The following is a 25,522-nucleotide window of genomic DNA, read 5'->3' as shown; positions in this document are numbered from 1 at the left end:
CCGGGAAGGTACATGGACGAATCCATTGTCCGTTAACATGAGGGACGTTCCGTCCACCCTCGAAAAACGTGTGCAGGACCGCCGCAAACCCATGCTGCGCCGCGCTTGCCTACGCTTTTTTCATCGAATGAACGTTACCTCTTGATTTGGATTGTAGTTAAACTACAATTCAGTGTCAAAAAAAATTTTATCGGACTACGGCCGCCCAGGCGGAGCTCGATCGGCATCCTGCGCGAGCCCCGCTGGAACTTGTTCCCGCGGCCTTTCTGGACTGTGACGGAGACTATGCAAAGCCCTACCGATTCAGGCTTCACGTTCGTGCTCTTCGGCGCCACCGGCGACCTGTCGATGCGCAAGATCCTGCCGGCCCTGTTCGAAGCGCACCGCTCGGGCATGCTCGCCGCGTCGGGGAGAATCGTGGGCGTCGCGCGCCACGAGGACGATCGCGACCAGTACCTCCAGTGGGTCAACGAGCACGTCAAGCCGCACGTCTCGAAGAACGGTCTCGACGAGGCCGCCTGGGCGAGCTTTCTCGAGCGCATCGACTATGTGAAGCTCGACCTCTCGCGCGCAGAAGACTTCACGCACCTGCGCGACGGGATCGCGTCGCTGCCCGGCATCCGCGTGTTCTATCTGGCCACGGGCCCGTCGCTGTTCGTGCCGATCTGCCGCGCGCTTGCCTCGGTCGGCCTGAACGAGCGCGCGCGCATCGTGCTCGAAAAGCCGCTCGGCTACGACCTGAAATCGTCCAATGCGATCAACGACGCCGTGGGCGAGATCTTCGCGGAAGAGCAGATCTACCGGATCGACCACTATCTCGGCAAAGAGCCGGTGCAGAACCTGCTCGCGCTGCGATTCGGCAACGCGCTCTTCGAGCCGTTGTGGCGCCGCGAATGGGTCGAGAGCATCCAGATCACGATTGCAGAAGAGCTGGGCGTGGAAGCGCGCGGCGACTTCTACGACAACACCGGCGCGCTGCGCGACATGGTGCAGAACCATCTGCTGCAGTTGCTCTCGATCGTCGCCATGGAGCCGCCGCATTCGATGGACTCGGACTCGGTGCGCGACGAGAAGCTGCGCGTGCTGCGTGCGCTCAAGCCCATCAATCCCGCCGATATCAGCAAGGTTGCCGTGCGCGGCCAGTATCATGCGGGCGTGATTCGCGGGCAGCAGGTGCCGGGCTATGCGACCGAGCACGGCGTGAAGCCCGATAGCCGCACCGAAACCTTCGTCGCCCTGAATGTCGAGATCGAAAACTGGCGCTGGGCCGGCGTGCCGTTCTTCCTGCGCACGGGCAAGCGCCTCGCCGACCGCGTCGCGGAAATCGTCGTGAATTTCCGCCCCGTGCCGCATTCGGCGCTGGGGCCAACGGCGCTGCGCCCCGGATCGAATCGTCTGGTGATTCGCCTGCAGCCCAACGAGAGCATTCGTCTGTACTGTCTCGCCAAGCAGCCCGGCGAAGGCATGAATCTCGCGAGCGTCCACCTCGACCTCGCGTTCGACCAGTTCTTCCGCGAAGGCCAGATGGAGGCGTATCAACGTCTCCTGCTCGACGTGATCAACGGACGCCTCGCCCTCTTCGTGCGCCGCGACGAACAGGAAGCCGCATGGAAATGGGTCGAGCCCATCCTCAACGAATGGGCCGCCTCGCCGCGCCCGCCCAAGCCGTATGCGGCGGGCACGTGGGGACCGGCGGCCTCGAGCGCGATGCTGGCGCAGCACGGCACCTGCTGGCTCGAAGAAGAGAATTGAACGGAATAGATGAACACCCACGCAGATCGACAAAAAAGCCGCCTGGAGGAGAAGTGATCGAGCTTCACGTATTCGACGACCCGCGCGTCCAATCCGACGCGCTGGCGCGAGCCGTGGGCGACGCGCTACATGCGTCGCTCGCCGCTCTGGCAGCCGCACCCGGCACCGGCGTGCGCCGTGCAACGCTCGCGGTTTCAGGCGGCACGAGCCCGCGTCCTTTTCTCGAAACCCTGTCGACGCACCGCTTCGACTGGGCGCGCACCGACATCACGCTGGTGGACGACCGCTGGGTGCCCGAGACAGACCCCGCCAGCAACGCGCGTCTCGTGCACGAGACCTTGCTGAAGAACGAGGCGGCGCACGCGCGCTTCCTGCCGCTCGTCGATGTCGCGCAGACGCTGGACGCGCACGTCGCCGCGCTCAACGCCGATCCGCAGCGCCTGTTGCCCAACGTCGCGGTGCTCGGCATGGGCGAGGACGGCCACACGGCCTCGATCTTCGCCGACGCGCCCGAGTGGCGCGAGGCCATCACCACGGCGCGGCCGTTCGTGGCCGTGCATCCGCAGGCGGCGCCGCACGCGCGCGTCTCGTGGTCGATGCAGGCGCTGCGCCAGGTGGATCGCCTGTTCCTGCTGATCGCGGGCCAGCGCAAGCTCGACGTGCTGCAACAGGCCGCCGCGGCAGAACAGAACAACGCCATCTCGAAGCTGGCGAACGACAAGGGAGTGAGACTCGATGTCTACTGGTGCGCCTAACAAATCCGCCCCTGGCGCGGGCCAGCACGCCGACGGACCGAGGCTGCTCGCCGACATCGGCGGAACCAACGCGCGCTTCGCGCTGGAGACGGGCCCGGGCGAGATCGGCCAGGTGCGCGTGTATCCGTGCGCCGACTACCCGGGCGTCGCCCAGGTCATCCAGCAATACCTGAAGGACACCAAGATCGGCCGCGTGAACCACGCGGCCATCGCCATCGCGAACCCGGTCGACGGCGACCAGGTGCGCATGACCAATCACGACTGGACCTTTTCGATCGAGGCCACGCGCCGTGCGCTCGGCTTCGACACGCTGCTGGTCGTGAACGACTTCACCGCGCTCGCCATGGCGCTGCCGGGCCTGACCGACACGCAGCGCACCCAGGTGGGCGGCGGCCAGCGCCGCCAGAACAGCGTGATCGGCCTGCTCGGGCCGGGCACGGGCCTCGGCGTTTCGGGCCTGATTCCCGCCGACGACCGCTGGATCGCGCTCGGCAGCGAAGGCGGCCATGCGAGCTTCTCGCCGCAGGACGAGCGCGAGGACATCGTGCTGCAGTTCGCGCGCAAGAAGTGGCCGCACGTGTCGTTCGAGCGCGTGTGCGCGGGCCCCGGCGTCGAGCTGATCTATCGCGCGCTCGCCGCGCGCGACAAGAAGAAGCCGGCCGCGACCATCGATACGGCCGAGATCGTCAAGCGCGCGCACGACGGCGAGGCGCTCGCGGTGGAAACCGTCGAGTGCTTCTGCGGCATTCTCGGCAGCTTCGCGGGCAACATCGCGATGACGCTCGGCTCGCTCGGCGGCATCTATATCGGCGGCGGCGTGGTGCCGCGCCTCGGCGAGCTGTTCACGCGCTCGTCGTTTCGCCAGCGCTTCGAGGCCAAGGGCCGCTTCGACGCCTATCTCGCGAACGTGCCCACCTATGTCATCACCGCCGAATATCCGGCGTTCCTCGGCGTGTCGGCGATCCTCGCGGAGCAGCTCTCGAACCGTGCGGGCGGCGGATCGTCGGCGGTGTTCGAGCGCATCCGCCAGATGCGCGACGCGCTCACGCCCGCCGAGCGGCGCGTGGCCGACCTCGCGCTGAACCATCCGCGCTCGATCATCAACGACCCGATCGTCGACATCGCGCGCAAGGCCGACGTGAGTCAGCCCACGGTCATCCGCTTTTGCCGCTCGCTCGGCTGCCAGGGGCTCTCGGACTTCAAGCTCAAGCTCGCCACGGGCCTCACGGGCACGATTCCCGTGAGCCACAGCCAGGTGCATCTGGGCGACGCGGCGACCGACTTCGGCGCGAAGGTCCTCGACAACACCGTCTCGGCCATCCTGCAGCTGCGCGAGCATCTGAACTTCGAGCATGTGGAAGAGGCCATCACGCTGCTCAACGGCGCGCGGCGCATCGAGTTCTACGGCCTCGGCAACTCGCACATCGTCGCGCAGGACGCACACTACAAGTTCTTTCGCTTCGGCATCCCGACTATCGCTTACGGCGACCTGTACATGCAGGCAGCCTCGGCGGCCCTGCTCGGCAAGGGCGACGTGATCGTGGCCGTGTCGAAATCGGGCCGCGCGCCCGAGCTGTTGCGCGTGCTCGACGTCGCCATGCAGGCCGGCGCTAAGGTGATCGCGATCACGTCGAGCAACACGCCGCTCGCCAAGCGCGCGACCGTGGCGCTCGAGACCGATCACATCGAAATGCGCGAGTCGCAGCTTTCGATGATCTCGCGCGTCCTGCATCTGCTGATGATCGACATTCTCGCGGTGGGCGTCGCGATCCGTCGCGCGTCGCCCGATGCGGACATGGGCGACGCCGTCGAAAAGGCCCGCGAGCATGCCGATGACGACGCCTCCGCCGTGCTCGACTGGCTGAGCCACGGTGCGTCTTCGTCGGCGCGCGCGAGCGATTGACGCGATGAAGCGGCGCGAATGCGACAGCGCGCAACGACATCGCCGCATTTGACACCATGAAAGCGTGATGCAACGCAAAACGGGACGCCTCGGCGTCCCGTTCGATTTTGTGCTTCCGGCTGGTTGCGCTTAGGCGTTCGGCGCCGCCTGCTGTGCGCCCGGCGCGGGCCGCCCGTGCCACTTCACGACGATGCTGCGGCCAACCCAGGTGAACGCGCCGCACGCGCCGATCGTGCAGCCCATGCCGAGCGGCGAGACGCCGGGGAACCAGCCGACCACGACGCTCGCGAAGGCGCCAAGCCCGAGCTGCGTCGCGCCGAACACGGCCGCGGCCGCGCCGGCGTTCTTCGGATAGCGGTACATCAGATCGGTCGCGCAGTTCGCGCTGAGCAGGCCGACCACGCCCACCACGAAGAACAGGCCGGTCACGATCGACCACAGGCCGCCCCACCCCGTCACGCACATGAGCGCGACGAAGAACGACGCGGCGATGCTGACCGTCGAGGCCATCGACACCATGCGCAGCGTGCCCATGCGTCCGATGAAGCGCGTGTTGAGGAAGTTGCCGAGCATGATGCCGAACACGTTCGCGCCGAAGAACAGGCCGTAGTGCTGGGGCGAGACGTGGAAGTACTCGATATAGACGAACGGCGTGGCCGAGATGTAGGTGAACATCGCCGCGAACGCCATGCCGCCGCACAGCATGTGGCCCCAGACGAGCGGGTCGCGCAGCAGGCGCCCGTACGCCGCGAACGAGCGCAGCACGGCGGCGCTCTCGCGCTTTTCGGCCGGCCAGGTCTCGGGCACGCGCAGCCAGGCGGCGACACCGCACGCGAGGCCGAACAGCGTCAGTGCGACGAACACCACGCGCCAGCCGCCGAGCAGCAGCAACTGCCCGCCGATCAGCGGCGCGAGCAGCGGCCCGATCGAGGTGACGATGGCGACCATCGAGAGCACCTTGGCCGCGTCGGACGGCTCGTGCGCGTCGCGCGCGATCGCCCGCGCGAGCACCGAGGCCGCGCCCGCGCCGAGCGCCTGCAAAAAGCGCACGAAGGCGAGCTCGCCCGCCGAGTACGAGAGCCAGCACGCGACGCTCGCGAGCGTGAAGAGCGCGATGCCGCCGAGCAGCACGGGGCGGCGGCCGTAGGCATCGGAGAGCGGACCGTAGAGCAGCATGCCGATCGAGAAGCCCGCCATGAAGCTCGTGAGCGTCATGGCGGCCGCGGCCGCGCTCACGCCGAACGACTGGGCGATGGCGGGCAGGCTCGGCAAGTACATGTCGGTGGCGAGCGGGCCACAGGCGGCGAGCGCGCCGAGCAACAGGATCAGCCGGCCATCGGGCCGGCGTCGCGGGGAATGGGACATGGAATCGATGAGGAGCGGACCGTGGCCGGGGGCCCGGTCTCGATGTTCTGCGCCGCTTTGGCATGGGCCGGTTGCGTCCCATCGGGTCGCAATCGCGACGCAGTGCGACGCAAAAAGCGGCTACGTAGCCGAAGCATTGTACCCGAGGCTTAATTTTCGCTTTCGGCGCACCGCAGGGTCGTGCGACAGGACCGCCGCGCAGGGCCGAGCCGCACGTAAGCACGCACCGGCGCTGCAACCGCGTCCGTGCCGCGCCATGGTCGCTTTGCGCTAAGCTGCGCACCTCGCGTCCTTTTTTCGTCCGTTCTAGCCCTGCAATGCGCCGCGAGGCGCGACCTTCGCCCATGAGTGCCTACCTGCTGATCTGGAGCCCCAAGAAGTGGCCCTGGCCCGAGCTGCCCGATTTCGCGCGCCGCGTGCAGGCGGGCGAGGCCATTGCCGACACTTGGGGTTGCGGCTTCGCGCGCGGCATCCTGCCCGGCGACCGCGTGTTCCTCCATCGCGTCGCCGCCGAGCCACGGGGCCTGTTCGGCTCCGGCTATGTGACGCGCGCGCCTTACGAGGTGCCCGACCCCGCGTACAAGCGCGGCTACAGGCTGTGCATCGACTTCGTCTACGACTGGCTGGTCGACGCCAGCGAAAACGTCGTGATCGCGCGCGACGCGTTGCGCGTGCATCCGTTTTCCGTGCAGACCTGGGATGCACAGAGCTCGGGCACCGTCATCAAGCCGATCGCCGAGGGCGCGCTGGAAAAGCGCTGGGCCGAGCTGACCGGCAAGCGGCCCATGCCGGCCGCAGCGGTTGCGGCGATGCACGCGGCTGGGTAAGTCTGGACAAGGCCTGCCTCGCGCCGTCCGTGCCGTACGCGCCGATGTAAGGGCTGGCTCGCGCCGTCTGCGCAGTGCACGCCGGTGCTCCGCCGCCCCCGCCGCCGCCCGGTGCTGCCCTCGGCCCGTTCGGCGCGACTCCGGTACAATTTCGGCATAACCGCCCCATCGCTGGCGCCCGGCCCGGCACCTCAGCCGGCCGGCCCGAAGCCGCATGGGTCCGGGCGTCGGCGCGCCGGGGCACTGCCTGCCGCGCCCCACGCCACCGCAAACACCACTCTCGCAGGTCCAGCACTCATGTCCAACACCTCGTCCACGAACCAGGCCCTTTTCGAACGCGCCCAGCGCACCATTCCGGGCGGCGTGAACTCGCCCGTGCGCGCGTTCCGCTCGGTCGGCGGCACGCCGCGCTTCATCGAGCGCGCGCAAGGGGCGTACTTCTGGGACGCCGAAGGCAAGCGCTACATCGACTACATCGGCTCGTGGGGCCCGATGATCGTCGGCCACGTGCACCCCGAAGTGCTCGAAGCCGTGCAGCGCGTGCTCGCCAACGGCTTCTCGTTCGGCGCGCCGACCGAGGCCGAGATCGAGATCGCCGAGGAAATCTGCAAGATCGTGCCGTCGATGGAGCAGGTGCGCATGGTGTCGAGCGGCACCGAAGCCACCATGAGCGCGCTGCGCCTCGCGCGCGGCTTCACGAAGCGTGACCGCATCGTGAAGTTCGAAGGCTGCTATCACGGCCACGCCGACAGCCTGCTCGTGAAGGCCGGCTCGGGCCTGCTCACGTTCGGCAACCCCACTTCGGCGGGCGTGCCGGTGGACATCGCGAAGCACACGACGGTGCTCGAGTACAACAACGTCGCGGCGCTCGAAGAAGCGTTCAAGGCGTTCGGCGACGAGATCGCCGCCGTGATCATCGAGCCGGTCGCGGGCAACATGAACCTCGTGAAGGCCACGCCCGAATTCATCAACACGCTGCGCGCCCTCACGGCGAAGCACGGCAGCGTGCTGATTTTCGACGAAGTGATGTGCGGCTTCCGCGTGGGCCTGCGCGGCGCGCAGGCGCTGTACGGCGTGCAGGCGGACCTCGTGTGCCTCGGCAAGGTGATCGGCGGCGGCATGCCGGCGGCGGCGTTCGGCGGCCGCCGCGAGATCATGGACCACCTCGCGCCCAACGGCGCCGTCTATCAGGCGGGCACGCTCTCGGGCAACCCGATCGCCATGGCGGCGGGCTTGAAGACGCTGCAGCTCATTCAGGCGCCGGGCTTCTACGAGAAGCTCACGGCGCAGACCGCACGTCTGGCGCAGGGTCTCTCGCAGGCCGCGCGCGAAGCGAATGTGCCGTTTGTCGCGGATTCGCTCGGCGGCATGTTCGGCCTTTACTTCGCGGACAAGGTGCCGGGCAGCTTCGCGGAAGTCACGAAGAGCGACGTGACGCGCTTTAACCGCTTCTTCCATCAGATGCTGGATGCGGGCGTGTACTTCGCACCTTCGGCCTACGAGGCGGGCTTCGTGTCGAGCGCGCACGACGACGCGATCATCGACGAGACGATTGCCGTTGCGCGCCGCGCGTTCGCCGAGCAGTAAGGCACCAAGCACACTAAACGAGCGCGGCAGCCAGCCGAAGGCGGGGCGTAGGCCTCGCCGCCCTCACCCGATCCGCCCCGGAGCCAGCAAGACATGTTTTCGCAAGCCGATTTCGCCCACATGCAGCGCGCGCTCGCCCTCGCGGTGCGCGGCCTGTACACGACCGATCCGAACCCGCGCGTCGGTTGCGTGCTGGTGAAGGACGGCGTGGTGATCGGCGAAGGCTTCACGCAGCCCGCCGGCCACGACCACGCCGAAATCCAGGCGATGAAGGACGCGCGCGCGCGCGGCCACGACCTGCGCGGCGCGACCGCCTATGTGACGCTCGAGCCGTGCAGCCACTTCGGCCGCACGCCGCCCTGCGCGAACGCGCTGATCGAGGCGAAAGTCGCGCGCGTGATCGCGGCGATGGAAGACCCGAACCCGCTCGTTTCGGGGCGCGGCCTCTCGATACTGCGCGACGCGGGCGTTGAAGTGCGCTGCGGGCTGCTGGCCAACGAGGCGCGCGAACTCAATATCGGCTTCGTCTCGCGCATGACGAGAAAGCGCCCCTGGGTGCGCATGAAAGTGGCGGCGTCGCTCGACGGGCGCACCGGCCTGCCCTCGGGCGAAAGCCAGTGGATCACGGGCGAGGCCGCGCGCGCCGACGGCCATGCCTGGCGCGCACGCGCGTCGGCCATCCTCACGGGCATCGGCACCGTGAAGGAAGACGACCCGCGCATGACCGTGCGTGCGATCGACACGCCGCGCCAGCCCAAGCGCATTCTCGTCGACAGCCGCCTCGACGCCTCGCCGCTTTCGCAGATCTTCGTGGGTGCGCCCACGCTCGTGTTCTGCGCCACGCTCGACGACACCAACGCCGAGCGCGCCGACGCACTGCGCGCGCGCGGCGCCGAGATCGTCGCGATCGGCAACGCGCGCGGCAAGGTGGATCTGCCCGCCATGCTCGGCGAGCTGGCCGCGCGCGGCGTGAACGAGCTGCACGTGGAAGCCGGCTACAAGCTCAATGGATCGCTGTTGCGTGAAGGCTGCGTGGACGAGCTGCTCGTCTATCTCGCGCCCTCGCTGCTCGGCACGAACGCGCTCGGCATGTTCGACCTTGTCGCACCCACGAAGCTCGATGCGCGCACGCGCCTCGCCTTCCATTCGGTCGAGCGCATCGCCGAGGATCTGCGCATCCTCGCGCGCCTCGTGCACGATAACCCCAATACGGACCCGACTGCGGGCGCCGATGCCCACGCGCACGGGGAGGCACCATGATTCTCCCGAACACACTGAACGAACAGATAAAGGACAGCCAGATGTTTACCGGAATCGTCGCGGCCGTGGGCCGCATCGAATCGATCCGTCCGCTCGGCAGCGACGCCGACGCGGGCGTGCGCCTCACCGTCAACGCGGGTGGCCTCGACCTCGAGGACGTGCAGCTCGGCGACAGCATCGCCATTCAGGGCGCGTGCATGACCGTGATCGAAAAGTCGGCGGCGAGCTTCGACGTGGACGTCTCGCGCGAGAGCCTGAACCGCACCGTGGGCCTCGCCGACACGGGCGAAGTGAATCTCGAAAAGGCGCTGCGCGCGCACGACCGGCTGGGCGGCCATATCGTCTCGGGCCACGTCGACGGCCTCGGCACCGTCACGCGCTTTGCGCCGGTGGGCGAGTCGCACGAGCTGCGCATCCTCGCGCCGGCGGAGATCGGCCGCTACCTCGCGTACAAGGGCTCGGTCACGGTCAACGGCGTGAGCTTGACCGTGAATACCGTGGACGACCGCGCCGACGGCTGCGAATTCTCGATCAACCTGATTCCGCACACCGTTGAAGTGACCACGCTCAAGCATCTCGCGGCGGGCTCGAAGGTGAATCTCGAAATCGATTTGATTGCGCGGTATGTGGAGCGGATGCTCAGTGCGCCTCAGGACGACCATAACCCGTTGAAATAATTCGATTTTTCGAAAATCAGCGTCTACGGTCGTCTCGCCAGATCCAGCTAAATCTATGGCGTTGTGACGGTATACTTGACGGTATACCGTCGTTTTCCGCGCTAAGTATACCGTCACGCGTCCAGAAAAACGCCTCTCCGAGGCACCCAAACCGGCTGTCTGCCCCGCCGGCATTGGGATCGACGGCGACGCCCAGAGATTGGGCAGCGCGGAGAATTCGCGGATTTCAGTGGTTTTCTACGTATACCACTCGCCGTATCAAGTCGAACGCCACATCAGCTACCCGTCAGACCACAGGCTGTACCATACCCATATGGATTACCGAGTCAGCTACGAGCACAGCATGAAAAACGATCCTGACGCATTCATCGCCCAGGTTCCGTCGCAGCTCGTAGAAGGGATTCCGACCAACATCCCACGCGCACTCGTGCCCGAGTACATCACCGAACTGATCCTGAGCCGGTCTCCAACCATCGGCAAAATCCGGAACCTTCGGATTCTCTGAACACCACGCGCCTCCAGCTGACAAGTGGAATGTCCACAACTGCGAAATGCGCATCTGACCTAAGCCGGCCATAACCTGCCCCTCACAAATGGCGACATGCGGACGTGCTGCCTCGGGCTCCGGTGTATCAGACAAAGCCCGAAGACCTCATGGAACTGGTCCAGCACTGGTGAACAGCCCAAGATCACTGTAAATGTCAGCCTCCAAATTAGCCGTCATGAAGTCGACCATCTTGAGTGCCGCCGAAAGCTTGCGGAGCCCTGGCACCGCGGCAGAACCAGACCCGCGCACGGCGATGTTCGCTGGGCAGGCTTTGCCGTCCCTAGCTGCACACCACCGCGACATTGAGGCCATCCAGCTCACCATCGGCGTGCCGGAAGCCGTAGCCATTCAGTTCGAGACGGCTCGTAACCTCTACCTCTATGCCTGGCACGTGTACCGCTTCTTTCCAGTGGCTCAAAGCCAAGCGCTATTCGCACTGGAGTTTGGGCTCAGAGAGCGGTTGCCCGATAGACTGCCTGACCGGTATCAGCGTCCAAGGCAGCAGCAACCGATGCTGGCCGGCCTGCTGGGCTATGCGATAGAACTGGGTCTTATCCGAAACGAAGGCTTCAGCCGCTGGCATCGGGCCGCAGAAGGCCGTGCGCGCCAGCGTCGGTCAATGGAAATTATCCAAACCATGATCGATCAGCAACTCGAAAGCATGGAGGTTGACGACGACGAGCCGGTCAACATCACTCCTTGTGATCAGCGTTGGGATCTGGTGCAGATACTGCAAAAGAGCCTGCCCAGTTTGCGCAATGAGTTAGCCCATGGCTCGTCGATGTTGACGAACCAAGTGCTGGGAACTATTGAACTGGTCGCGGAGATCCTGTCGCAGATCTATGCGCCGGACTCGGGCGCAGTAGTCTCTGGGACCAGCCAAGGCCGGCAGTCCGTCTGAACGGAGCGGTATGCGCCGCATCGTTCCGTGCAAGTTTCGGGCTTTGGCTCCTTTGGCCGCCTGACCCCGATGCGTCGTCTCGTATCCGCTCCCTGTTCGTCAGACCAGGACTTTGCCTTGGACTTCCTTCGGATTCGCAGTCGCCCGCGACATCCTTGTCTCTGGCTAACGGTTCCCCTTGCCGGGCACACCAAAAGAAAGCCCGCATTCGGCGGGCTTTAGACGTTTCCGTGGCAGTGCGTACGGGGCTGGCCGCTTGCCCTGACCTCGAAAGGCGTGCGGCTTAGCTCCTTCGACCCACAACGGGGAGAGTGGGTCTGCGGCCGCTGTCGCCGTCGCGCCGTACCTCCGACGAGTCGAACTCGCTTCAATGCTCGCCCCTTACCCCCGCCGATTGGGATCCGAACAGATTATGTGCCGCTGAAGCCGGCATCGCGAAGGTCCGCGTCCAACAGCGATTTCGCTTCTTTGGCTGCGCGAACGATACTGATCTCGTCATTTTGGATCTTCGTCTTGACACGCATATACGTGTTGAAACTGTCCCAGGTTTCGCCAGCGGCCTTCAGTTCCGCCTCCACGATCACCTTCACTACCTGCGCGTCGCCATAGCGCTGCACCAGACGGTTAAACGTGTTGATCTCCAACGCTTCTCCTGCGGTCCCTGAGACTGTTTTTACAAGTTTGGTAACTGACATGATTCACTCCATTTTAGGTGGGAAAGGTCGGTGCGCTGGCACCGGTAAGCATCTTGCCTTCAGTCTGGGGAGGATAAAATGCCACGAATCGGACAACCCAATGTTACCCTTGACAATGACAGCAATTAGTGAATCCGAAATCGCCGCCATCGACCTGATGGACGCGTACCTGCAGTTTTTGCTCGCGGTGACTTGGCAGCGTGGTCAAGGAAACGGGCTAGAGCGCCTCGTAGACCTCAGTCAGCAAGTGAGAGAGAAGGTTGACGCGTCTGCTGGCATTTTTGAATCGGACCGCGAGCGTGCAATTGCGACCAGCCAAATCCTGAACTCGCTGCAGGATGCCCGACGACCGTTCGGCCCGGGACGGCGCGGTCATTCGCTAGAAGATTGGACAGCACCGCCGTCAGACATTGACTTGCCTCGCATGCACCAAGAAAACGAGGACTCTCTTTTGAATTTTGCTAGGACCCTCATGGTTGAGGTCAAGCGCGATTTCGAAGCGCGGGTACCGTTGCGGACTTTGACAAGCTGGGCGGGCGGACCCATTCGCGCCGTCGGCAAAAATCTACCTTTCCCATTTCATGTTCCCTCCCTGGCCGATTGCATCGTGTATCTCGCGAGCCGACCGGGACATGTTACGGAAAGGGAGTTGCGTACCGAAGTAGCTCGCTACCAGCAGGTGGCGGAACGACTGGCTGCAAATAAGAAACTGATAGCGCGTCTACAGATAGCTGCGGAATTGCGGTCAACTGCAGATGAAATCCGCATTCAGATCGACCAGAGCTATGAGTGGGACACTTTGGTCGATCATGTCACCGATACAAGTCTAAAGGCGCTTGATCTGTATGCACGGATGAATCTCCAGGGACGAGTCAACGATGGTCGCTTCTCGCCCGAAGCTATGAAGACTAAGCCAATTCCAACCGCTGAGTTTGATCGCCTTTTCAATTCATGGTTCGTCCGTGGCTTGACGCTGTCATTCAGTGGAGATGATCGTGAAACCAGAGCCATGCGTCGAAGCATTCTCGACTCGGAACGCGCCAATGTGCGAGTGTACGGAAGGCCCGTATTGGACTCTCTGGTGCTACTCGTGCCATGCGACGATAGGACGCTCGACATCGAGAGACAACTGGCACTTTTTCTCATGAGGCTCGACTCAAAATGGCGAAACAGGCATCTCGGTCCAAGCGAGTCCGGCGCGTTCTTCGACAGCCTGCCGGAAGGGCTGCGTGGCCTGGTCGCGAATCACGGCATTCGCCGCAAAATCGTGGACACGAAGAAGCCAATACTATTTTGTCTCGCGGGCCTCATTGCCGAAAACCTCTATCGAGATCGACATAACACGAATCTAAAAGGCGTCAGTCCTGTCAGGACATGGGCAGACACCGACGACTATGTCGCGGCATTACTGAATGAGCGTGGCTTTGCATACAGCGCCGAAACGTTGCGTCGTGGACGCCCCCGTTTTCGCCGGGAATTTCTGAACCGAGTGCCGGACATTTTCGGTTTCAATGAACCTGATGGCATCAACGATCGGTTTGACCGATGATGAGCTTACGTCGCGAGCGGCCGACGTGAACGCGAAAGCTGCCGCCTATTTGGAGACGCGCCTGGTGGCCGAAGTGGGTCGAACACGTCGAACCAGGTCCACATCCGGGTCGCAAAATCGGGTATCTGACGGGCCTCCTTTGAACTGAGGCGCGCCGACGATCGATCCCAAATCGCAGCAGCTCGACCACAATCGCTTCTCCACGATTTCAACGGTACATGAGGAAATGGCCCTAGCGGGGAATTCCCCGCTAGGGCTGAAGTCGGCGCCTCAGTTCGCCGATACGTATCCGATCCGCTCGGACGAAACCAAAGGAGAAGGCGCGAAGCCAGGCACGTTCGGCTCGCAGACCATCGAGTACGACATCATCCACGTCTGCCGCAAGCGCACCGAAGAACCCAAGCAGGTAAGCTGGGGCCGGATGCGTCGCGAGGTGATGGCCGACGTGCGTCAGTTGCAGGCCATGCTGGAGAACCACGCGAAGGAAGGTCTGCCCGCTGCCGACCTTCAGGTAATCCGGCGCGGCAAGGCACTCGAATACTTCTCGCGCCATTACGGCAAAGTCTATGTCGATGAAGGACGCACCATCTCCGTCAGGGATGCGTTGGTCGGCATTAACCAGCTCATCGACGAGGACGCCGACAAGGGCAAAGAGGCACCGCCAGTCAACTCCGAGCCGATCACGCGGCAGTTCTTGCGCACCTTCGGCGTGGCCAGCGAACTGAAGCGCGATCAGTTGCAGAAATTCCTCAAAGGATCGATCACCACTCCGGACGAGTTCGTACAGCGCGGCTGGTGTGCGGAAAAGAGCAAGATCTTCACTCGCACCGATCCGCTGGCATTCGCGCGCGAGTGGTCGGGCAAGCACCGTCGCCGCCTCACATCCGACCTCGATCAGGCGCTGGTCCTAATCGGCGCGTGCTTCGACGGCAGCGGCATCAACGCCTCCGACACGCTGAAGAACGAAAATTTCAAGCCGCACGTCGCGTTGAAATCGCTGCTGGAATGGCTCCACCGCAATGGCTCGGATCAGGCCACCCGCAATGCGGCTTCGCGCGCCGCGTCCATCTACAACGCATGGCACGCCAGCCAAGCACCCCAGCCTGCACAGGGTTCCTTGTTCGATGACGATGGGGAGTACGGGAGATGAGGCAACTGCTGGATACGGTGTGGCAGCGACGCGGCACGAGTTGGGTGTGGGACGAGGAAGCACGCAACCAGATCTGCGCGGCCAGCGAGGTTTGGAGCTTGCGCCAGTTCTTGCGCGCGGTGAGCAGCTGGCCGGACGACCTGCCGAGCAATGGCAGCAAGACCCTCGTAGTGGCGGGACTGGATGGCAGCCTCGATCTGCTATCGCCCTTGGAAGCCGACACTTGGCTGGGTGATGCGATCAAGCCCGCGATTCTGTCATTTCAAGACGAGTATCAAGGCGATGCAGCGCTGGTGTTCTGGCTGCCCGGCGGCCACAATCGCATCAAGGTGCAAGCGGCCACCGACGAGGTGGGCTGGCTGTGCCACGCGCCCCACGGGCATCAGATCGACTTCGGTCGCATCCTCTGGGGCCAGGCTAACGAATACCCGCAGGAAATCCTGTTGCGTGACGGCGGCAAGCCCGCTGGTCTGTTCCACCTGCGGATTACGTGAGGGCGACGCGTGACGGCAGAGATTCGGTTCCAACCTGGCGAGCGCATCACCCACCACGAGTACGGTCCGGGTGTCGTCCTCGATCAGGCGCGTGACGGGTACCTACGCGCATTCTTCGGTGTCGGCGAACGCCGAGTGCCGGTGGCAGCGCTGCGGCGCGAATTCACTCGCACAGAGCGCATCCTGCGCGCCGTGGATGGCAGTGCGGAGCGTGGGCGCAAGGCGTGGCTGTCCTACGAAGCCCACGCGCTGCCGGTAATGGAAAGCGCCTCGGCGCTGACGTCGGCTAAAATCGACCTGCTCCCACACCAGGTGGTTTTGACGCACCGCGTCGCCACCGCGTCGCCCCGGCGTTACCTGATCGCCGACGAGGTGGGCTTGGGCAAGACCATTGAAACCGCGCTGATCCTGCGCGAACTGGCGAGCCGTGGCGAATTGAATCGCGCGCTGATGGTGGTGCCTGCGGGTCTCGTGAACAACTGGCACCGTGAATTGAACGAGGTGTTCAACCTCGACTTCGAGGTGTTCGGTTCCGAGGGTGACATCACCGACCGAAAAACCAACGCTTTCGCCAAGCACGACCGGCTGATTGCCAGCATTGACACGCTGAAGCGCCCGGTGCGTATCAAGCGGCTGCTGGACGCGCCGCGTTGGGATCTGGTGGTATTCGACGAAGCGCACCACCTGACCGCCTACCGCACTGGCGGCAAGGTGCGTAAGACGGAGAACTACAAGCTGGCCGAGGCGCTGAAGGATCATTCGCGCGACCTCCTGCTGCTGTCGGCCACACCGCACCAGGGCAACCACTTCCAGTTCTGGATGCTGGTGCAACTGCTGAACCCGACGCTATTCCGTAGCCCCGAAGAAATGGTCGAGAACCGTCATCGCCTCAACACGGTGATGTTCCGCCGCACCAAGGCCGACGCCTGCCAGCCGGATGGTTCGCCGCTGTTTGCGCGTCGCTGGGTTCACACCGAATCGTTCGTGATGGCGCAAGCCGAACGGCTGTTCTACGAGAAACTACGGGAGTATTTGGAGGATGGCTTCGATCTCGCGCGCCGCCAAGGCAACCAAGGGCGCGCACTGGGCTTCCTGATGGCGATCTTCCAGAAAATCGCGGCATCGAGTTTCGCTGCCGTGCGCCGCACGCTCAAGCGGCGCCTGCTGATGCTGACGCTGCACGAGGCGTTTCTGCGCGACAAGGAGCTGGATATTGAGGGCCGCGAGCGATTGACCGAGGAAGCGCGCGAGCTGATCCACGAGGAATTCGATCTGCCGCGTGACAGCGTCGGGCGCAGCGAGGTGGATCGAGTGCTAGCCGATCTGAAATACCGGCTGGTGAGGAAGCTTGATGAGGAAGCACTTGAGATGGCTTCCGATCCTTACGGCAGCGAGTATTCGGCCACACACGCGGAGGAAGCCGCATCGGCGGTGGTGAACCTGCATCTACCAGAGGAGCGCCTACGCATCAGCGATCTGCTGCGCGTGTTCCCACCGCAGCGTGAGACCAAGATGCAGAAGCTGCTCGATGGCTTGGGCACGCTCTGGCGGCAAAACCCGAACGAGAAGATCGTAATCTTCGCCACCTACCTTGGCACGGTGGACATGATCGCTCGGGAGATCGAGCAGACCTTCCCCGGTCAGGGTGTGGTGGTGCTGCGCGGTGGCGATCACGGCGCGAAGGTGGCGGCGGAGCGGCGTTTTCGCCAGAAGGACGGTCCACGCGTCCTGGTTTGCACCGCGGCAGGCCGCGAAGGCATCAACCTGCAATTTGCGCGCATCCTGTTCAACTTCGACCTGCCGTGGAACCCGATGGACGTGGAGCAGCGCATCGGGCGCATCCATCGCTACGGTCAGAGCTACACGGCGCAGGTTTACAACCTCGTGCTGTCGGACACCATCGAAGGCCGTATTTTCCTGCTGCTCGACGAGAAGCTAACCGAGATCGCGCGCACAGTGGGCAAGGTAGATGAGCAAGGCAATGTCGCGGAAGATCTGCGCGCGCAGATTCTTGGGCAGTTGTCCGAACGGTTGAACTACGACCGGCTGTATCAGGAAGCGTTATCCGATCCGGAACTGAAGCGCACGAAGGTGGAACTGGAGGCGGCATTGTCGAATTCGCGCGAGGCGCGTCAGGTGGTATTCGACTTGTTCCAAGACCTCGACGGTTTCAGCCTCGACGACTACAAGCCCTTCTCGGACGTGTCGTCTAGTCTGGATCGGCTGGTCCGTTTCATCTCAGCGGCGGTCGCGGATCGCCAGCAGAAGCTGGTGAAGGTGGACGATGCCACCTACGACCTCATCACCGCCGAGAACACCCGCCGCGCGCGCTTCACCTTAAGTCGCGAAGCGGCGACAAATCAGGACACGCTGCAACTGATGGGTTTGGATCACCCGCTGGTGCAGGAGGAATTGGGACGCTGGCGCAGCGTGCCGCCGGAGGAAGTCGGCGTCGCCGTATGTGGCGACGTGGATGACCCGGTGCTGTTGTCGCTGTGGATGGTCGAGGCGTCAGTCGGCAACGGCGAGCGGCGCGTGGTGGTGCAGCCTATTGCCGTGAAGCAGGACGGCACGCGCGTCCCGGCGGTCGAACGTCTGTGCGAAAAATACCTCCTTGCCCCAACCACAACACCACTGCTCCAGCCAGAGCAGCGAATCGACCTATTCGTTCATACGGTCGAGCCAACGTTGCAGCGAGAGTTGAAGCACAAGGGGACTGCAAACGGCGATGGCAGTTATTCTGCAGAATTGATCGGTTATGCGGAAATCCTAGCTGTGCCGGCATGAAATTGATCTCGCCCAACGATGGGACCCCGTAGCGCTTCGGCACGTGCGCGTGAGCAACGCAAGCCAAAAAGCCAGGGCGCAATGCCCTGGCTTCGTTACGGTTGATCGGCAGTGGAAAAAAAAAGGACGCCTGGCGAGTCGGAGGATTACCTTAAAGACAGTGAACGCGTAGGCACGGTTCCGACTGATGCGCCCTTCGCCCCTGCTCTACTGCCCAACGACCGGTTGCCCTACCAACCAGTTGTTGATGCCGCCAAGCACCTCTTTTTCGATGCCGAGAAATCCGTGCGGCGAATGCCCGCCGCATTTCTCCGAGGTATCACCGCTACCGTCCGTCGAGTCGACCGAGACGAAATCGAAGTGGTTGTGTTCGGCCAGACGCTTGCCCGCATACGCAGGCGATGACACACAGGCATCGTGTTCGTTCGAAACCACCAGTACGCGATATTTTGTGCCGTCCACGTCAAGATCGCCGATGGCGGCGCTGCCCTTGTGCGACACGGTCACCGGGGATGTCAGCACAAACGCATCGGCCAGCGTCGGATCGCGGTCCAGCGCGTTGCCGACCGAAACCGTCCCAGCGCTCGTACCGACCAGCGCAATCTTTGAATTCGGGAAGCGTTGCCGCAACGTCGCCATGACGGCCTGCGTATCCGCGAACGACTCCTTGCTGCGACGGAACAGGTCATCGACGCCTTCGGTGTGGTCGGACGGCGTATCGACCAAGACGACCGCATCGCCCCAATTGATCCAGTGATGCGCCGAGCAGATCACAAAATTGCCCTTGAGCGTAGTCGCGCCATTGGCGTCCAGATGAAGGTCGCCCGGCGTACCGCCGAACAGGACAATCACCCATGGCGGGTTAGGTCACCGTGACTCGATAAAGACGCTCTGCGTCACGCCGTCCCGTGTTGGAAACGTCACGAGGTCGCCATGATCGAGCGGGTTGGCGTGGACGTTGGCGGCGATGAGCAAAGCGGTGACTGCACAACAGAAGCGTTTCATGCACGATTCCACGTGGAGTGGTCTAGTCTAGTCAGTGGGCAACCCGTCACCACCATTCGCGCCGCTTGAGTACGGTCTTGCGATAGTAATCGACGTTCGCGCATTGCTTGAACATGATGGCCGACACGATCCAAAGGAAGTTGTCGATTGGAATATTGAGTGCATCACCGGCCATGCTAAGGATGACATCGAGTACGAGCGCAACGAGCGACAGCGTGATGGCCTTTCGCCAAAGGCCGAGATACAGGTAATAGAACGGTCCGAACACGAAGGCCCACAAATTCGAGGTAATCAGCCGTTTCTCTTTCGTGCTCAGCTGTTTCGCCGCCGGCCAGCGCCACCACCGGACGCGCTCGCCACCGGCCTTCTCGATGGTGGCAAACCGTTGCCGCCACTTTTCCGGCAGTTCGGCGAAGTCATCAGCGGTTGACGCTCGCGAAGAGCCGGGTGTTGATCGCGCCGCATCGAGCGCCATTGCCCGCGACGCCGCCGAGGACGCGATCTCTTTGCCACATCCAGCGCAAAAAAGTGCGCTTTCTAACAACGGTGTACCGCACTGCTCGCAGAACGCCATAGCGCTCCCTCCATAGTTATCGACGCGCCATCGCTGGACGACGCATCTGCAAATCGAACGGTAATAGCTCGGAAGGCTTGCCGTCGTATGCCGCTGCGCATGGCAACGTGCCGCGCGTGGCTTCCACGCCAAGCATGGCAGCGCGGTTTTAGACGGAACCCGCTAGCCGTGCCTCGCCTGCTCAGTCCTTTTTGATCGCCAGCAACCGGCTGCTGACTAGGGTCAGTTTTCGGCCGGCGACCTTGTAGACAAGCTGGGTCAGATGGCTCGGGAAGTTCGGCGAATCTTCCGGTCCGACCTCGAGGCTCTTGACGACGATCTGGTCGCCGGTAAGCTCGAGCGATTCGACCGAATTCGGTGACTGGCTCGCCTGGCTGGCGCTGCCATCGGCGAAGAACATCCAAAGCCAGGTTCGTGGAGCCTGCCCGCCCGCGCAGCCGTTGGCCCCGGCCGATACGACCGTCACCGGCCCGGTGCCGGCGAGGTTCCACGAGTACGCGGTTGTGCTCACGCCGTCGCCGGTGTCGCCATCACACTCTTTCGTGGCGGCACGCTCGACCTGCTTTTCATAGTGGGCGACCTCGGCCTTACTAGCTGCGTGGCACGACACAACAGCGAAAACCAATGCCAATGCTGCGGTGGCGGTAGCAGATGTTGTCAGCTTCATTTTTCGCTCCTCACCCGAGTTGCATGGCGTCGTTGGTGTATTTCTTGACGCGCTCGACACGTGCGGCAAAGTACGCGCGCGTATCGTCGTCACTGGCCGTGATCCCGTAGCGCCGCAGAACCTCGTTCATGCGATTTGCCGCCGTCGCGTCCATGAAGCGCGCATCACGCGGGAATCCCTCCGCGCTCGCCATTTCCGAATCGATGAAGATGCCGCTGATGTCGAGCGCAACGCAAAACTCGACGCTCCGGCCAAATGCCTTCTGACCTTGGCGCAAATGCTGATAACACTGGGTGACGGCCGAATAGATGCCAGTCACGCCGCCCTGCTTGTATGTCTTGACCGCCTTCTGCGCAGCAGCCATCAGGTTGATGTCCTGATCGGAAAGGTTCTGCGCATTCGCGATGGATGCTGACGCGGCCAGGACCGCCGCGAGAAAGATCCGTTTCATTGAAATACCCCCGTAAGGTCAAAAATAACACTTTGGGTTTGGTTATCGCGTGCACTTTACCTGAAACCAAACTCAAAGTGTGTGGCTTTGGGCGGGCGGTGCCGGAACACTTCCGGCATGCCGAACCAAACTCAAAAGTGTGAAGCCCAGCTACTGTTCGCGGCCAACATGCGTCGCGTCCGTAAGTCGAAGGAACTGACGCAGGAGAAGGTCGCCGAATTGGCCGAACTGCATCCGAACTACATCAGCTCGGTCGAGCGCGGCGAGCGCAACATTTCCATCTGCAACATCGAACGCATCGCGAAAGCGCTGGGAGTGACGATGGCCGCGCTTGTCGCCGAATCGCTGCCCGACACTGGGGCAGAATCCGGCGATACCCAGACGAAGGCACCTTAGCCCGCCCTTCCGTCATGGCACGAATGCCGAGATACCACTGGATCTTGGGCAAGTTCGTTAGCACATAGTCCTGCGGCTCGATCCAGTATGCCGGGTCGATAACGTACTCAACCTTGATGGTTGGGTCGTGACTGGCGCGGGCGCGATGGAACAGCACGTGTCGGCCAAGATTGGTGTGATCGTCGTATTCCACCAGGGCGATCGCCAGATCGGGTATTTCACCGACCGATACTGGTTCTTCGTACATGCCAGTTTCGTACCCGTAGTGTTCGAGTAGGCTCGCGATCAGCGCGCCGGTTATCCAGTAAGGGCCGTGCGCCGGATGCCCAAACTGCTCGATTGCAACGTTGCGTACAGCTTCGAGGGTCGTGCCGCAGATCATGGCGATTGCCGCGAACGAACAATCGAAGTCGTCGCTTTGCTGCACTCGGAGGAACGCCGGCACAAACCCGGCTCCGATCATCGAGACGGTGGTGGGGATGGCCGGCATGGTCAATACTCGGACGGGAAGAGTAAGGTCGTTACCGAACGATCTGCTTCAGTGATGACCCACACCCGCTCGCCTGCAACCTCATACGATGACAGGATTCGCGCGCCGTGCACCACGGCTCGCTCATTTGCCAAAGCATCGTCGGGCGGCACGTTTCCCCAGTCGCCGCATACATGCCGACGCAGGTAAGGATCGGCTTGAATGCCGTGGTGCTCGAGATGCGTCAAAACCCCACGCGTAGCTACGATCTGCCCGAGCCGGAACCGCGGCAGCGGCGTTTGCAGGGAGAGGCATGCTGCCGTGCCGGGTTCAGACGTCCCGTTGTTCATGCTCATCTGGATCTCCTTGAACACCTGTTGGTGTCGATAAATGGCGCCCCAGAAATGCAAAAAGCCAGACACGTGACGCTCTGGCTTTCAATGCAACCGGAAGGGGCAACCGCTGATTGCTGGCGGGATTACTTGCTGGTACCGGCTTTGGTGTTCATGGCGTGGATGCCAATTGCCCAATGGCCGGCGATGTCTTTGAAGTTCGTGCGAACGCGGTCCGCCGGTTTGCACCACGGCGAAGGGTCCAGGGCGTACTCGATCGTCGTGCCGGAGGCGTGCGAAGCCTTTGCGCGGTGAAACAGAATGTGCCGACCAACCTCCATGTCGGCGTTGTAGTCGACTAGCAGGAAAGCGACGTCAGGAATGTCAGCCACGCGACCAACCTCCTTGTACACGGTCGCGACAAAGCCTAGTTGCGCGAGCAGCGCGGCAATCTGCGTCTCACCAAGATAGAACGGTCCCCGGGCGGGATGCCGAGTCTTCGCGATGGCGATTTCCCTCACATCTTCGATCGTCTTGCGTGAGAGCATCGCGGCGCACGCAAAGACATCGTCGAAATCGTTAGTCTGCGCGACGAACGGAAACGCAGGCGTGAAGGTCGTCGGTGTGCTCTCGACTGCGGTTGGAATTGCAATGACAGGCATGGAGGCTCCGTAAAAACGCGAAAAAGAAGCGCGCAGCAACGCCTGCCTGTGGCGGCATCGGACATTTTGGGTGGTTCAGGGAGAGAAATTCGAAGCGAAATCCGGCGAAAAATCCGGCGGATTTGCTAAGGCATGCGCTGCGGCGCGAGCGGCGAGCCGAAAGCCGACATTTGGCCGGTTTTTCGGTCGTATCGTCATTTTATCAGGGTCAAATCACCCCCTCAACGGCCAAATAACTTTGGTCAGGCTCGCGAAAAACACCGTGTTCGGATACGCTGACACGACAGGCCGGCAATGAAAATATCGGTATTCCCGGGGGTATCGTCGTGAAGATCATCTTCAGCCGAAAGGGGTTTGATGGAACCGCCGGTGGTTGCCCAAGCCCGATTGTCGAAGGCCGCCCAGTGTCCCTCCCCATACCGACGAAAATGCCCTCTCGCACCCGCTATGGGGACTTGAGTGGCCACTACGGCGATCTCGTCACCGATCTCACTCGTGGCCGTCTAACTGCGGAGAGCTGGTGCCACCTCGATCCCGACGTTGCCTCAGAGTGCCTGCCGCGTATCGCCGGTTGGCGAGGCGCACTCGGCCAAGTGTCCTCCGCTCAAGGGCATTTAGCGAAACAGAATGTGGGGCGCGGAGATTTATTTATCTTTTGGGGCCTATTTCGGCCAGTCGAACATGATAGCCGTTGGAAATTCATCGGCCGGCCAGAACACCGCATTTGGGGATGGCTTCAGGTTGGAGACGTATTCGATCTGGGAGCAGATGGAAGCCGCGCAATAGAGCAGCACCCATGGTTGGAAGTTCATCCTCACGTCCGACCCGGCTGGAAGTCGCCAAACGTCCTCTATCTCGCCGCCGACCGACTAAAGCTTGGCCCGAAGCAATTGCCTCTCAAGGGTTGGGGCAGCCTTAAGCGTGGATATCGCCTATCGGCTGCCTGTTCATTGCCATCCGTTTGGACCGTCCCAGAATGGCTTCATCCCGGCAAAGGGGGCTGCGGCATGACATACAACCCCCCTGATCGCTGGAAACCCGACGGTTCACTTCAGACCGCCGCACGAGGTCAAGAGTTTGTTGCGCACCCCATCGATTCATCCAGCATGAGCGACTGGGTTACTTCGGTATTGATGGAGGCAACATCGTGAACCGGATCTGGCGGTATGTTCTAGCCACTGATGCCGGAATGGCTCCGTGCGTGGACAACAATATGCTGACCCTCTCGTGCTGCAAGCCCATGATTCGCAAGCACGCGATCCCGGGGGACTGGGTTATTGCGTTTGCGCCCAAGCAATATGGAATTGGGCGCGTCGCGTACGTGGGACAAATCTCCGAAGTACTTTCCCTTGGCGAGTACGAAAAGCGGTTCCGTGGCCGGAGAGATGCCATCTATCGCGCAAAACCGGGGGCAATGGGAGAAGAATTAGTTCCGCTGCGAAAGGACTATCACGAAGACGGAAAAAGTCGTGCTCGCGACAGGAGTGGCAAGAATGCGCTGATCTTCGAGCCGTTCTGGTACTGGGGCGGTACCGGTATTCCTGCAAGAGGGGAAATCGCCGATCTAGCACACTACTTTGTCGGACAAACCACGAAACGTTCAACTGACGAAACTATCGCTCAGCTCAAAGAATGGGTACATATGGTTACCAAGCCGGGGATTCATGGGCACCCGCGTACACCGTTACCCCGAAAGCGCTGCTAAGTCGCAAACAACGAAGGAGAATAATATGGACGTAGCCGTCGTGATTGTTGAACAACTCGATGCAGACGGGGCATTGTGTACGTTCCGCATGCACGCGGAATATGGAGAGGCGATCACTGTTGCCTTCGCAGACGAATATGAAGAACCGAGAAGCGGTCCGTTTCATTTCCTTGACGATCGCCATGAGCGACACTTCGCACGGGCATTCGCGGAATGCAAAGTTCGGAAGGTGTCCTCTGCGCGGTTAAGCTGTAACGATGGCGAGTTTCGCTTCCTCACATCGTGGGCTGGCATCCCGACCGAGCGGCAGCGCCTAAGCTACTATGCGCTGTGCCTACCGCAGGGAGCCGTACCCACGCATGTACGTTTCACCGATCCTCGCAGCGGCCGCGAGTTCAAGAAGGCAGTTGTCCGCGATGAACAGCGTGATCGCTTTGTCCTATATCTGGAGTGTCGCTCATCACACGGAGCGTTCGATTTCTCACTTGAAGTCGTATTCCGGGTGGATCCGGAGATTTTCCCGTCATTCACTTTCGACGATGAGACGACTTCGGCCTACGGGGCACATCTAGATGCTTACGAATATCTGCTACCCCGACAGGAGCAGATGGTGGTTCAACAGTTCTTCTCTGAGAGGATTGCCATGGGAGACCAATACAACATTTCTGGTCAAGCTGGTGCCGTCGGACCGAACGCTCACGCAGCGCACAACACCTTCAACCAAGCCTGCGAACAGGCGGCAGCGGGGATTGATCTTGTTGCTCTCGCTGGCGAACTAGCTTCTCTACGGGCCTCCATGCGTAAAGAGGCGACCGATGTTGAACATGACCAGGCAATCGCCAGCGTTGGTGCGGCTGAAACCGCAGCAAAGAATCACGACGCCGCCGGTGCGATCGGTCATCTGAAATCATCAGGCAAGTGGGCGCTAGATGTCGCCTTAAAGATCGGCACTGCCGTTGCCGTCAAGGCAATCGAGAAGGCCATCGCCCTTTGAGCTCGTGAACGCAAGGAC

At 62.4% G+C, this 25,522-nt stretch carries 26 protein-coding genes; 17 read left to right on the top strand and 9 right to left on the bottom strand.

From position 1 onward, the window contains the following. Positions 1–285: 285 nt before the first annotated feature. The 3 genes from zwf to E1956_RS06900 are packed head-to-tail and all read left to right on the top strand — an operon-like array spanning position 286 to position 4,410. Entirely contained in the window at positions 286–1,752 is a 1,467-nt protein-coding gene (gene zwf / locus E1956_RS06910) for a glucose-6-phosphate dehydrogenase (RefSeq protein WP_134747950.1), read from the top strand. A gap of 53 nt (positions 1,753–1,805) precedes the next feature. Beyond that, a complete protein-coding gene (gene pgl, locus E1956_RS06905) occupies positions 1,806–2,507 on the top strand; it encodes a 6-phosphogluconolactonase (RefSeq protein WP_134747949.1) in 702 nt (233 codons plus the stop codon). After that, complete coding sequence (locus E1956_RS06900) at positions 2,488–4,410, top strand: bifunctional transcriptional regulator/glucokinase (RefSeq protein ID WP_134747948.1); 1,923 nt, start codon at positions 2,488–2,490, stop codon at positions 4,408–4,410. Before pgl ends, E1956_RS06900 begins: the two co-directional genes overlap by 20 nt. Before the next feature lie 129 nt (positions 4,411–4,539). On the opposite strand, the gene E1956_RS06895 is transcribed toward E1956_RS06900, so the two are convergent. After that, positions 4,540–5,775 carry a Bcr/CflA family multidrug efflux MFS transporter gene (locus E1956_RS06895; RefSeq protein ID WP_134747947.1) on the bottom strand — a complete coding sequence of 412 codons (1,236 nt, stop codon included), beginning with the start codon at positions 5,773–5,775 and terminating at the stop codon, positions 4,540–4,542. A gap of 344 nt (positions 5,776–6,119) precedes the next feature. Between E1956_RS06895 and E1956_RS06890 the strand changes: the two genes are divergently transcribed. The 6 genes from E1956_RS06890 (at position 6,120) to E1956_RS46800 (ending at position 11,574) form a co-directional block, all read left to right on the top strand. Further along, complete coding sequence (locus E1956_RS06890; RefSeq protein ID WP_134747946.1) at positions 6,120–6,602, top strand: hypothetical protein; 483 nt, start codon at positions 6,120–6,122, stop codon at positions 6,600–6,602. Positions 6,603–6,899: 297 nt separating this feature from the next. Continuing rightward, positions 6,900–8,189 (top strand): glutamate-1-semialdehyde 2,1-aminomutase, encoded by a 1,290-nt coding sequence (gene hemL, locus E1956_RS06885; protein WP_134747945.1) that lies wholly within the window; start codon positions 6,900–6,902, stop codon positions 8,187–8,189. Positions 8,190–8,282: 93 nt separating this feature from the next. Next, positions 8,283–9,449 carry a bifunctional diaminohydroxyphosphoribosylaminopyrimidine deaminase/5-amino-6-(5-phosphoribosylamino)uracil reductase RibD gene (ribD, locus tag E1956_RS06880; RefSeq protein ID WP_134747944.1) on the top strand — a complete coding sequence of 389 codons (1,167 nt, stop codon included), beginning with the start codon at positions 8,283–8,285 and terminating at the stop codon, positions 9,447–9,449. 41 nt (positions 9,450–9,490) lie between these two features. After that, complete coding sequence (locus tag E1956_RS06875) at positions 9,491–10,126, top strand: riboflavin synthase (protein WP_134747943.1); 636 nt, start codon at positions 9,491–9,493, stop codon at positions 10,124–10,126. A 313-nt stretch (positions 10,127–10,439) separates the two neighbouring features. After that, entirely contained in the window at positions 10,440–10,631 is a 192-nt protein-coding gene (locus E1956_RS06870) for a hypothetical protein (RefSeq protein WP_134747942.1), read from the top strand. A gap of 217 nt (positions 10,632–10,848) precedes the next feature. Beyond that, positions 10,849–11,574, top strand: coding sequence for a hypothetical protein (locus E1956_RS46800; protein WP_232071314.1), 726 nt, complete (start codon positions 10,849–10,851; stop codon positions 11,572–11,574). A 410-nt stretch (positions 11,575–11,984) separates the two neighbouring features. Here the strand turns inward: E1956_RS46800 and E1956_RS06855 are convergent, their stop codons facing one another. After that, positions 11,985–12,269 carry a hypothetical protein gene (locus E1956_RS06855; RefSeq protein ID WP_134747940.1) on the bottom strand — a complete coding sequence of 95 codons (285 nt, stop codon included), beginning with the start codon at positions 12,267–12,269 and terminating at the stop codon, positions 11,985–11,987. On the opposite strand from E1956_RS06855, the gene E1956_RS06850 reads away from it, so the two are divergent. The 4 genes from E1956_RS06850 (at position 12,268) to E1956_RS06835 (ending at position 18,249) form a co-directional block, all read left to right on the top strand. After that, complete coding sequence (locus tag E1956_RS06850) at positions 12,268–13,818, top strand: hypothetical protein (protein WP_134747939.1); 1,551 nt, start codon at positions 12,268–12,270, stop codon at positions 13,816–13,818. The genes E1956_RS06855 and E1956_RS06850 overlap by 2 nt on opposite strands. 226 nt (positions 13,819–14,044) lie before the next feature. Next, positions 14,045–14,968, top strand: a complete 924-nt coding sequence (locus E1956_RS06845) for a hypothetical protein (RefSeq protein WP_232071312.1) — start codon at positions 14,045–14,047, stop codon at positions 14,966–14,968. After that, entirely contained in the window at positions 14,965–15,462 is a 498-nt protein-coding gene (locus E1956_RS06840) for a hypothetical protein (RefSeq protein ID WP_134747938.1), read from the top strand. Before E1956_RS06845 ends, E1956_RS06840 begins: the two co-directional genes overlap by 4 nt. 9 nt (positions 15,463–15,471) lie before the next feature. Next, entirely contained in the window at positions 15,472–18,249 is a 2,778-nt protein-coding gene (locus E1956_RS06835; RefSeq protein ID WP_134747937.1) for a DEAD/DEAH box helicase, read from the top strand. Positions 18,250–18,456: 207 nt separating this feature from the next. On the opposite strand, the gene E1956_RS06830 is transcribed toward E1956_RS06835, so the two are convergent. The 5 genes from E1956_RS06830 to E1956_RS06815 all read right to left on the bottom strand — a co-directional run bounded on the left by E1956_RS06830 (position 18,457) and on the right by E1956_RS06815 (position 20,946). Next, complete coding sequence (locus E1956_RS06830) at positions 18,457–19,101, bottom strand: alpha/beta fold hydrolase (protein WP_134747936.1); 645 nt, start codon at positions 19,099–19,101, stop codon at positions 18,457–18,459. Between the two features lie 15 nt (positions 19,102–19,116). Beyond that, a complete protein-coding gene (locus E1956_RS46055) occupies positions 19,117–19,254 on the bottom strand; it encodes a hypothetical protein (protein ID WP_167759981.1) in 138 nt (45 codons plus the stop codon). A gap of 46 nt (positions 19,255–19,300) precedes the next feature. Next, positions 19,301–19,828: a DUF2628 domain-containing protein gene (locus E1956_RS06825; RefSeq protein ID WP_134747935.1), complete on the bottom strand. Its 528-nt coding sequence runs from the start codon at positions 19,826–19,828 to the stop codon at positions 19,301–19,303. A 181-nt stretch (positions 19,829–20,009) separates the two neighbouring features. Continuing rightward, positions 20,010–20,495 carry a hypothetical protein gene (locus tag E1956_RS06820; RefSeq protein WP_134747934.1) on the bottom strand — a complete coding sequence of 162 codons (486 nt, stop codon included), beginning with the start codon at positions 20,493–20,495 and terminating at the stop codon, positions 20,010–20,012. Between the two features lie 10 nt (positions 20,496–20,505). Further along, positions 20,506–20,946: a hypothetical protein gene (locus E1956_RS06815; RefSeq protein WP_134747933.1), complete on the bottom strand. Its 441-nt coding sequence runs from the start codon at positions 20,944–20,946 to the stop codon at positions 20,506–20,508. 117 nt (positions 20,947–21,063) lie between these two features. Here E1956_RS06815 and E1956_RS06810 point away from each other — a divergent pair, with 117 nt between their 5' ends. Beyond that, a complete protein-coding gene (locus E1956_RS06810; RefSeq protein ID WP_134747932.1) occupies positions 21,064–21,342 on the top strand; it encodes a helix-turn-helix domain-containing protein in 279 nt (92 codons plus the stop codon). A 492-nt stretch (positions 21,343–21,834) separates the two neighbouring features. Here the strand turns inward: E1956_RS06810 and E1956_RS06800 are convergent, their stop codons facing one another. Further along, complete coding sequence (locus E1956_RS06800; RefSeq protein ID WP_335929946.1) at positions 21,835–22,167, bottom strand: hypothetical protein; 333 nt, start codon at positions 22,165–22,167, stop codon at positions 21,835–21,837. Between the two features lie 122 nt (positions 22,168–22,289). Further along, on the bottom strand, positions 22,290–22,844 hold the full coding sequence (locus tag E1956_RS06795; RefSeq protein WP_232071309.1) for a hypothetical protein: 555 nt from the start codon (positions 22,842–22,844) through the stop codon (positions 22,290–22,292). A gap of 287 nt (positions 22,845–23,131) precedes the next feature. Between E1956_RS06795 and E1956_RS06790 the strand changes: the two genes are divergently transcribed. From E1956_RS06790 to E1956_RS06780, 3 genes are read left to right on the top strand one after another with little or no spacing between them, the layout of a single operon-like run. After that, on the top strand, positions 23,132–23,956 hold the full coding sequence (locus E1956_RS06790; RefSeq protein WP_134747931.1) for an Nmad3 family putative nucleotide modification protein: 825 nt from the start codon (positions 23,132–23,134) through the stop codon (positions 23,954–23,956). Further along, positions 23,953–24,510: an Nmad2 family putative nucleotide modification protein gene (locus tag E1956_RS06785; RefSeq protein WP_134747930.1), complete on the top strand. Its 558-nt coding sequence runs from the start codon at positions 23,953–23,955 to the stop codon at positions 24,508–24,510. Before E1956_RS06790 ends, E1956_RS06785 begins: the two co-directional genes overlap by 4 nt. Positions 24,511–24,535: 25 nt before the next feature. Beyond that, positions 24,536–25,504, top strand: coding sequence for a hypothetical protein (locus tag E1956_RS06780; protein ID WP_134747929.1), 969 nt, complete (start codon positions 24,536–24,538; stop codon positions 25,502–25,504). Positions 25,505–25,522: the final 18 nt, after the last annotated feature.

This window comes from Paraburkholderia pallida (assembly GCF_004524855.1).
Lineage (GTDB): Bacteria > Pseudomonadota > Gammaproteobacteria > Burkholderiales > Burkholderiaceae > Paraburkholderia > Paraburkholderia oxyphila.
This window is presented reverse-complemented; position numbering and strand designations above follow the sequence as displayed.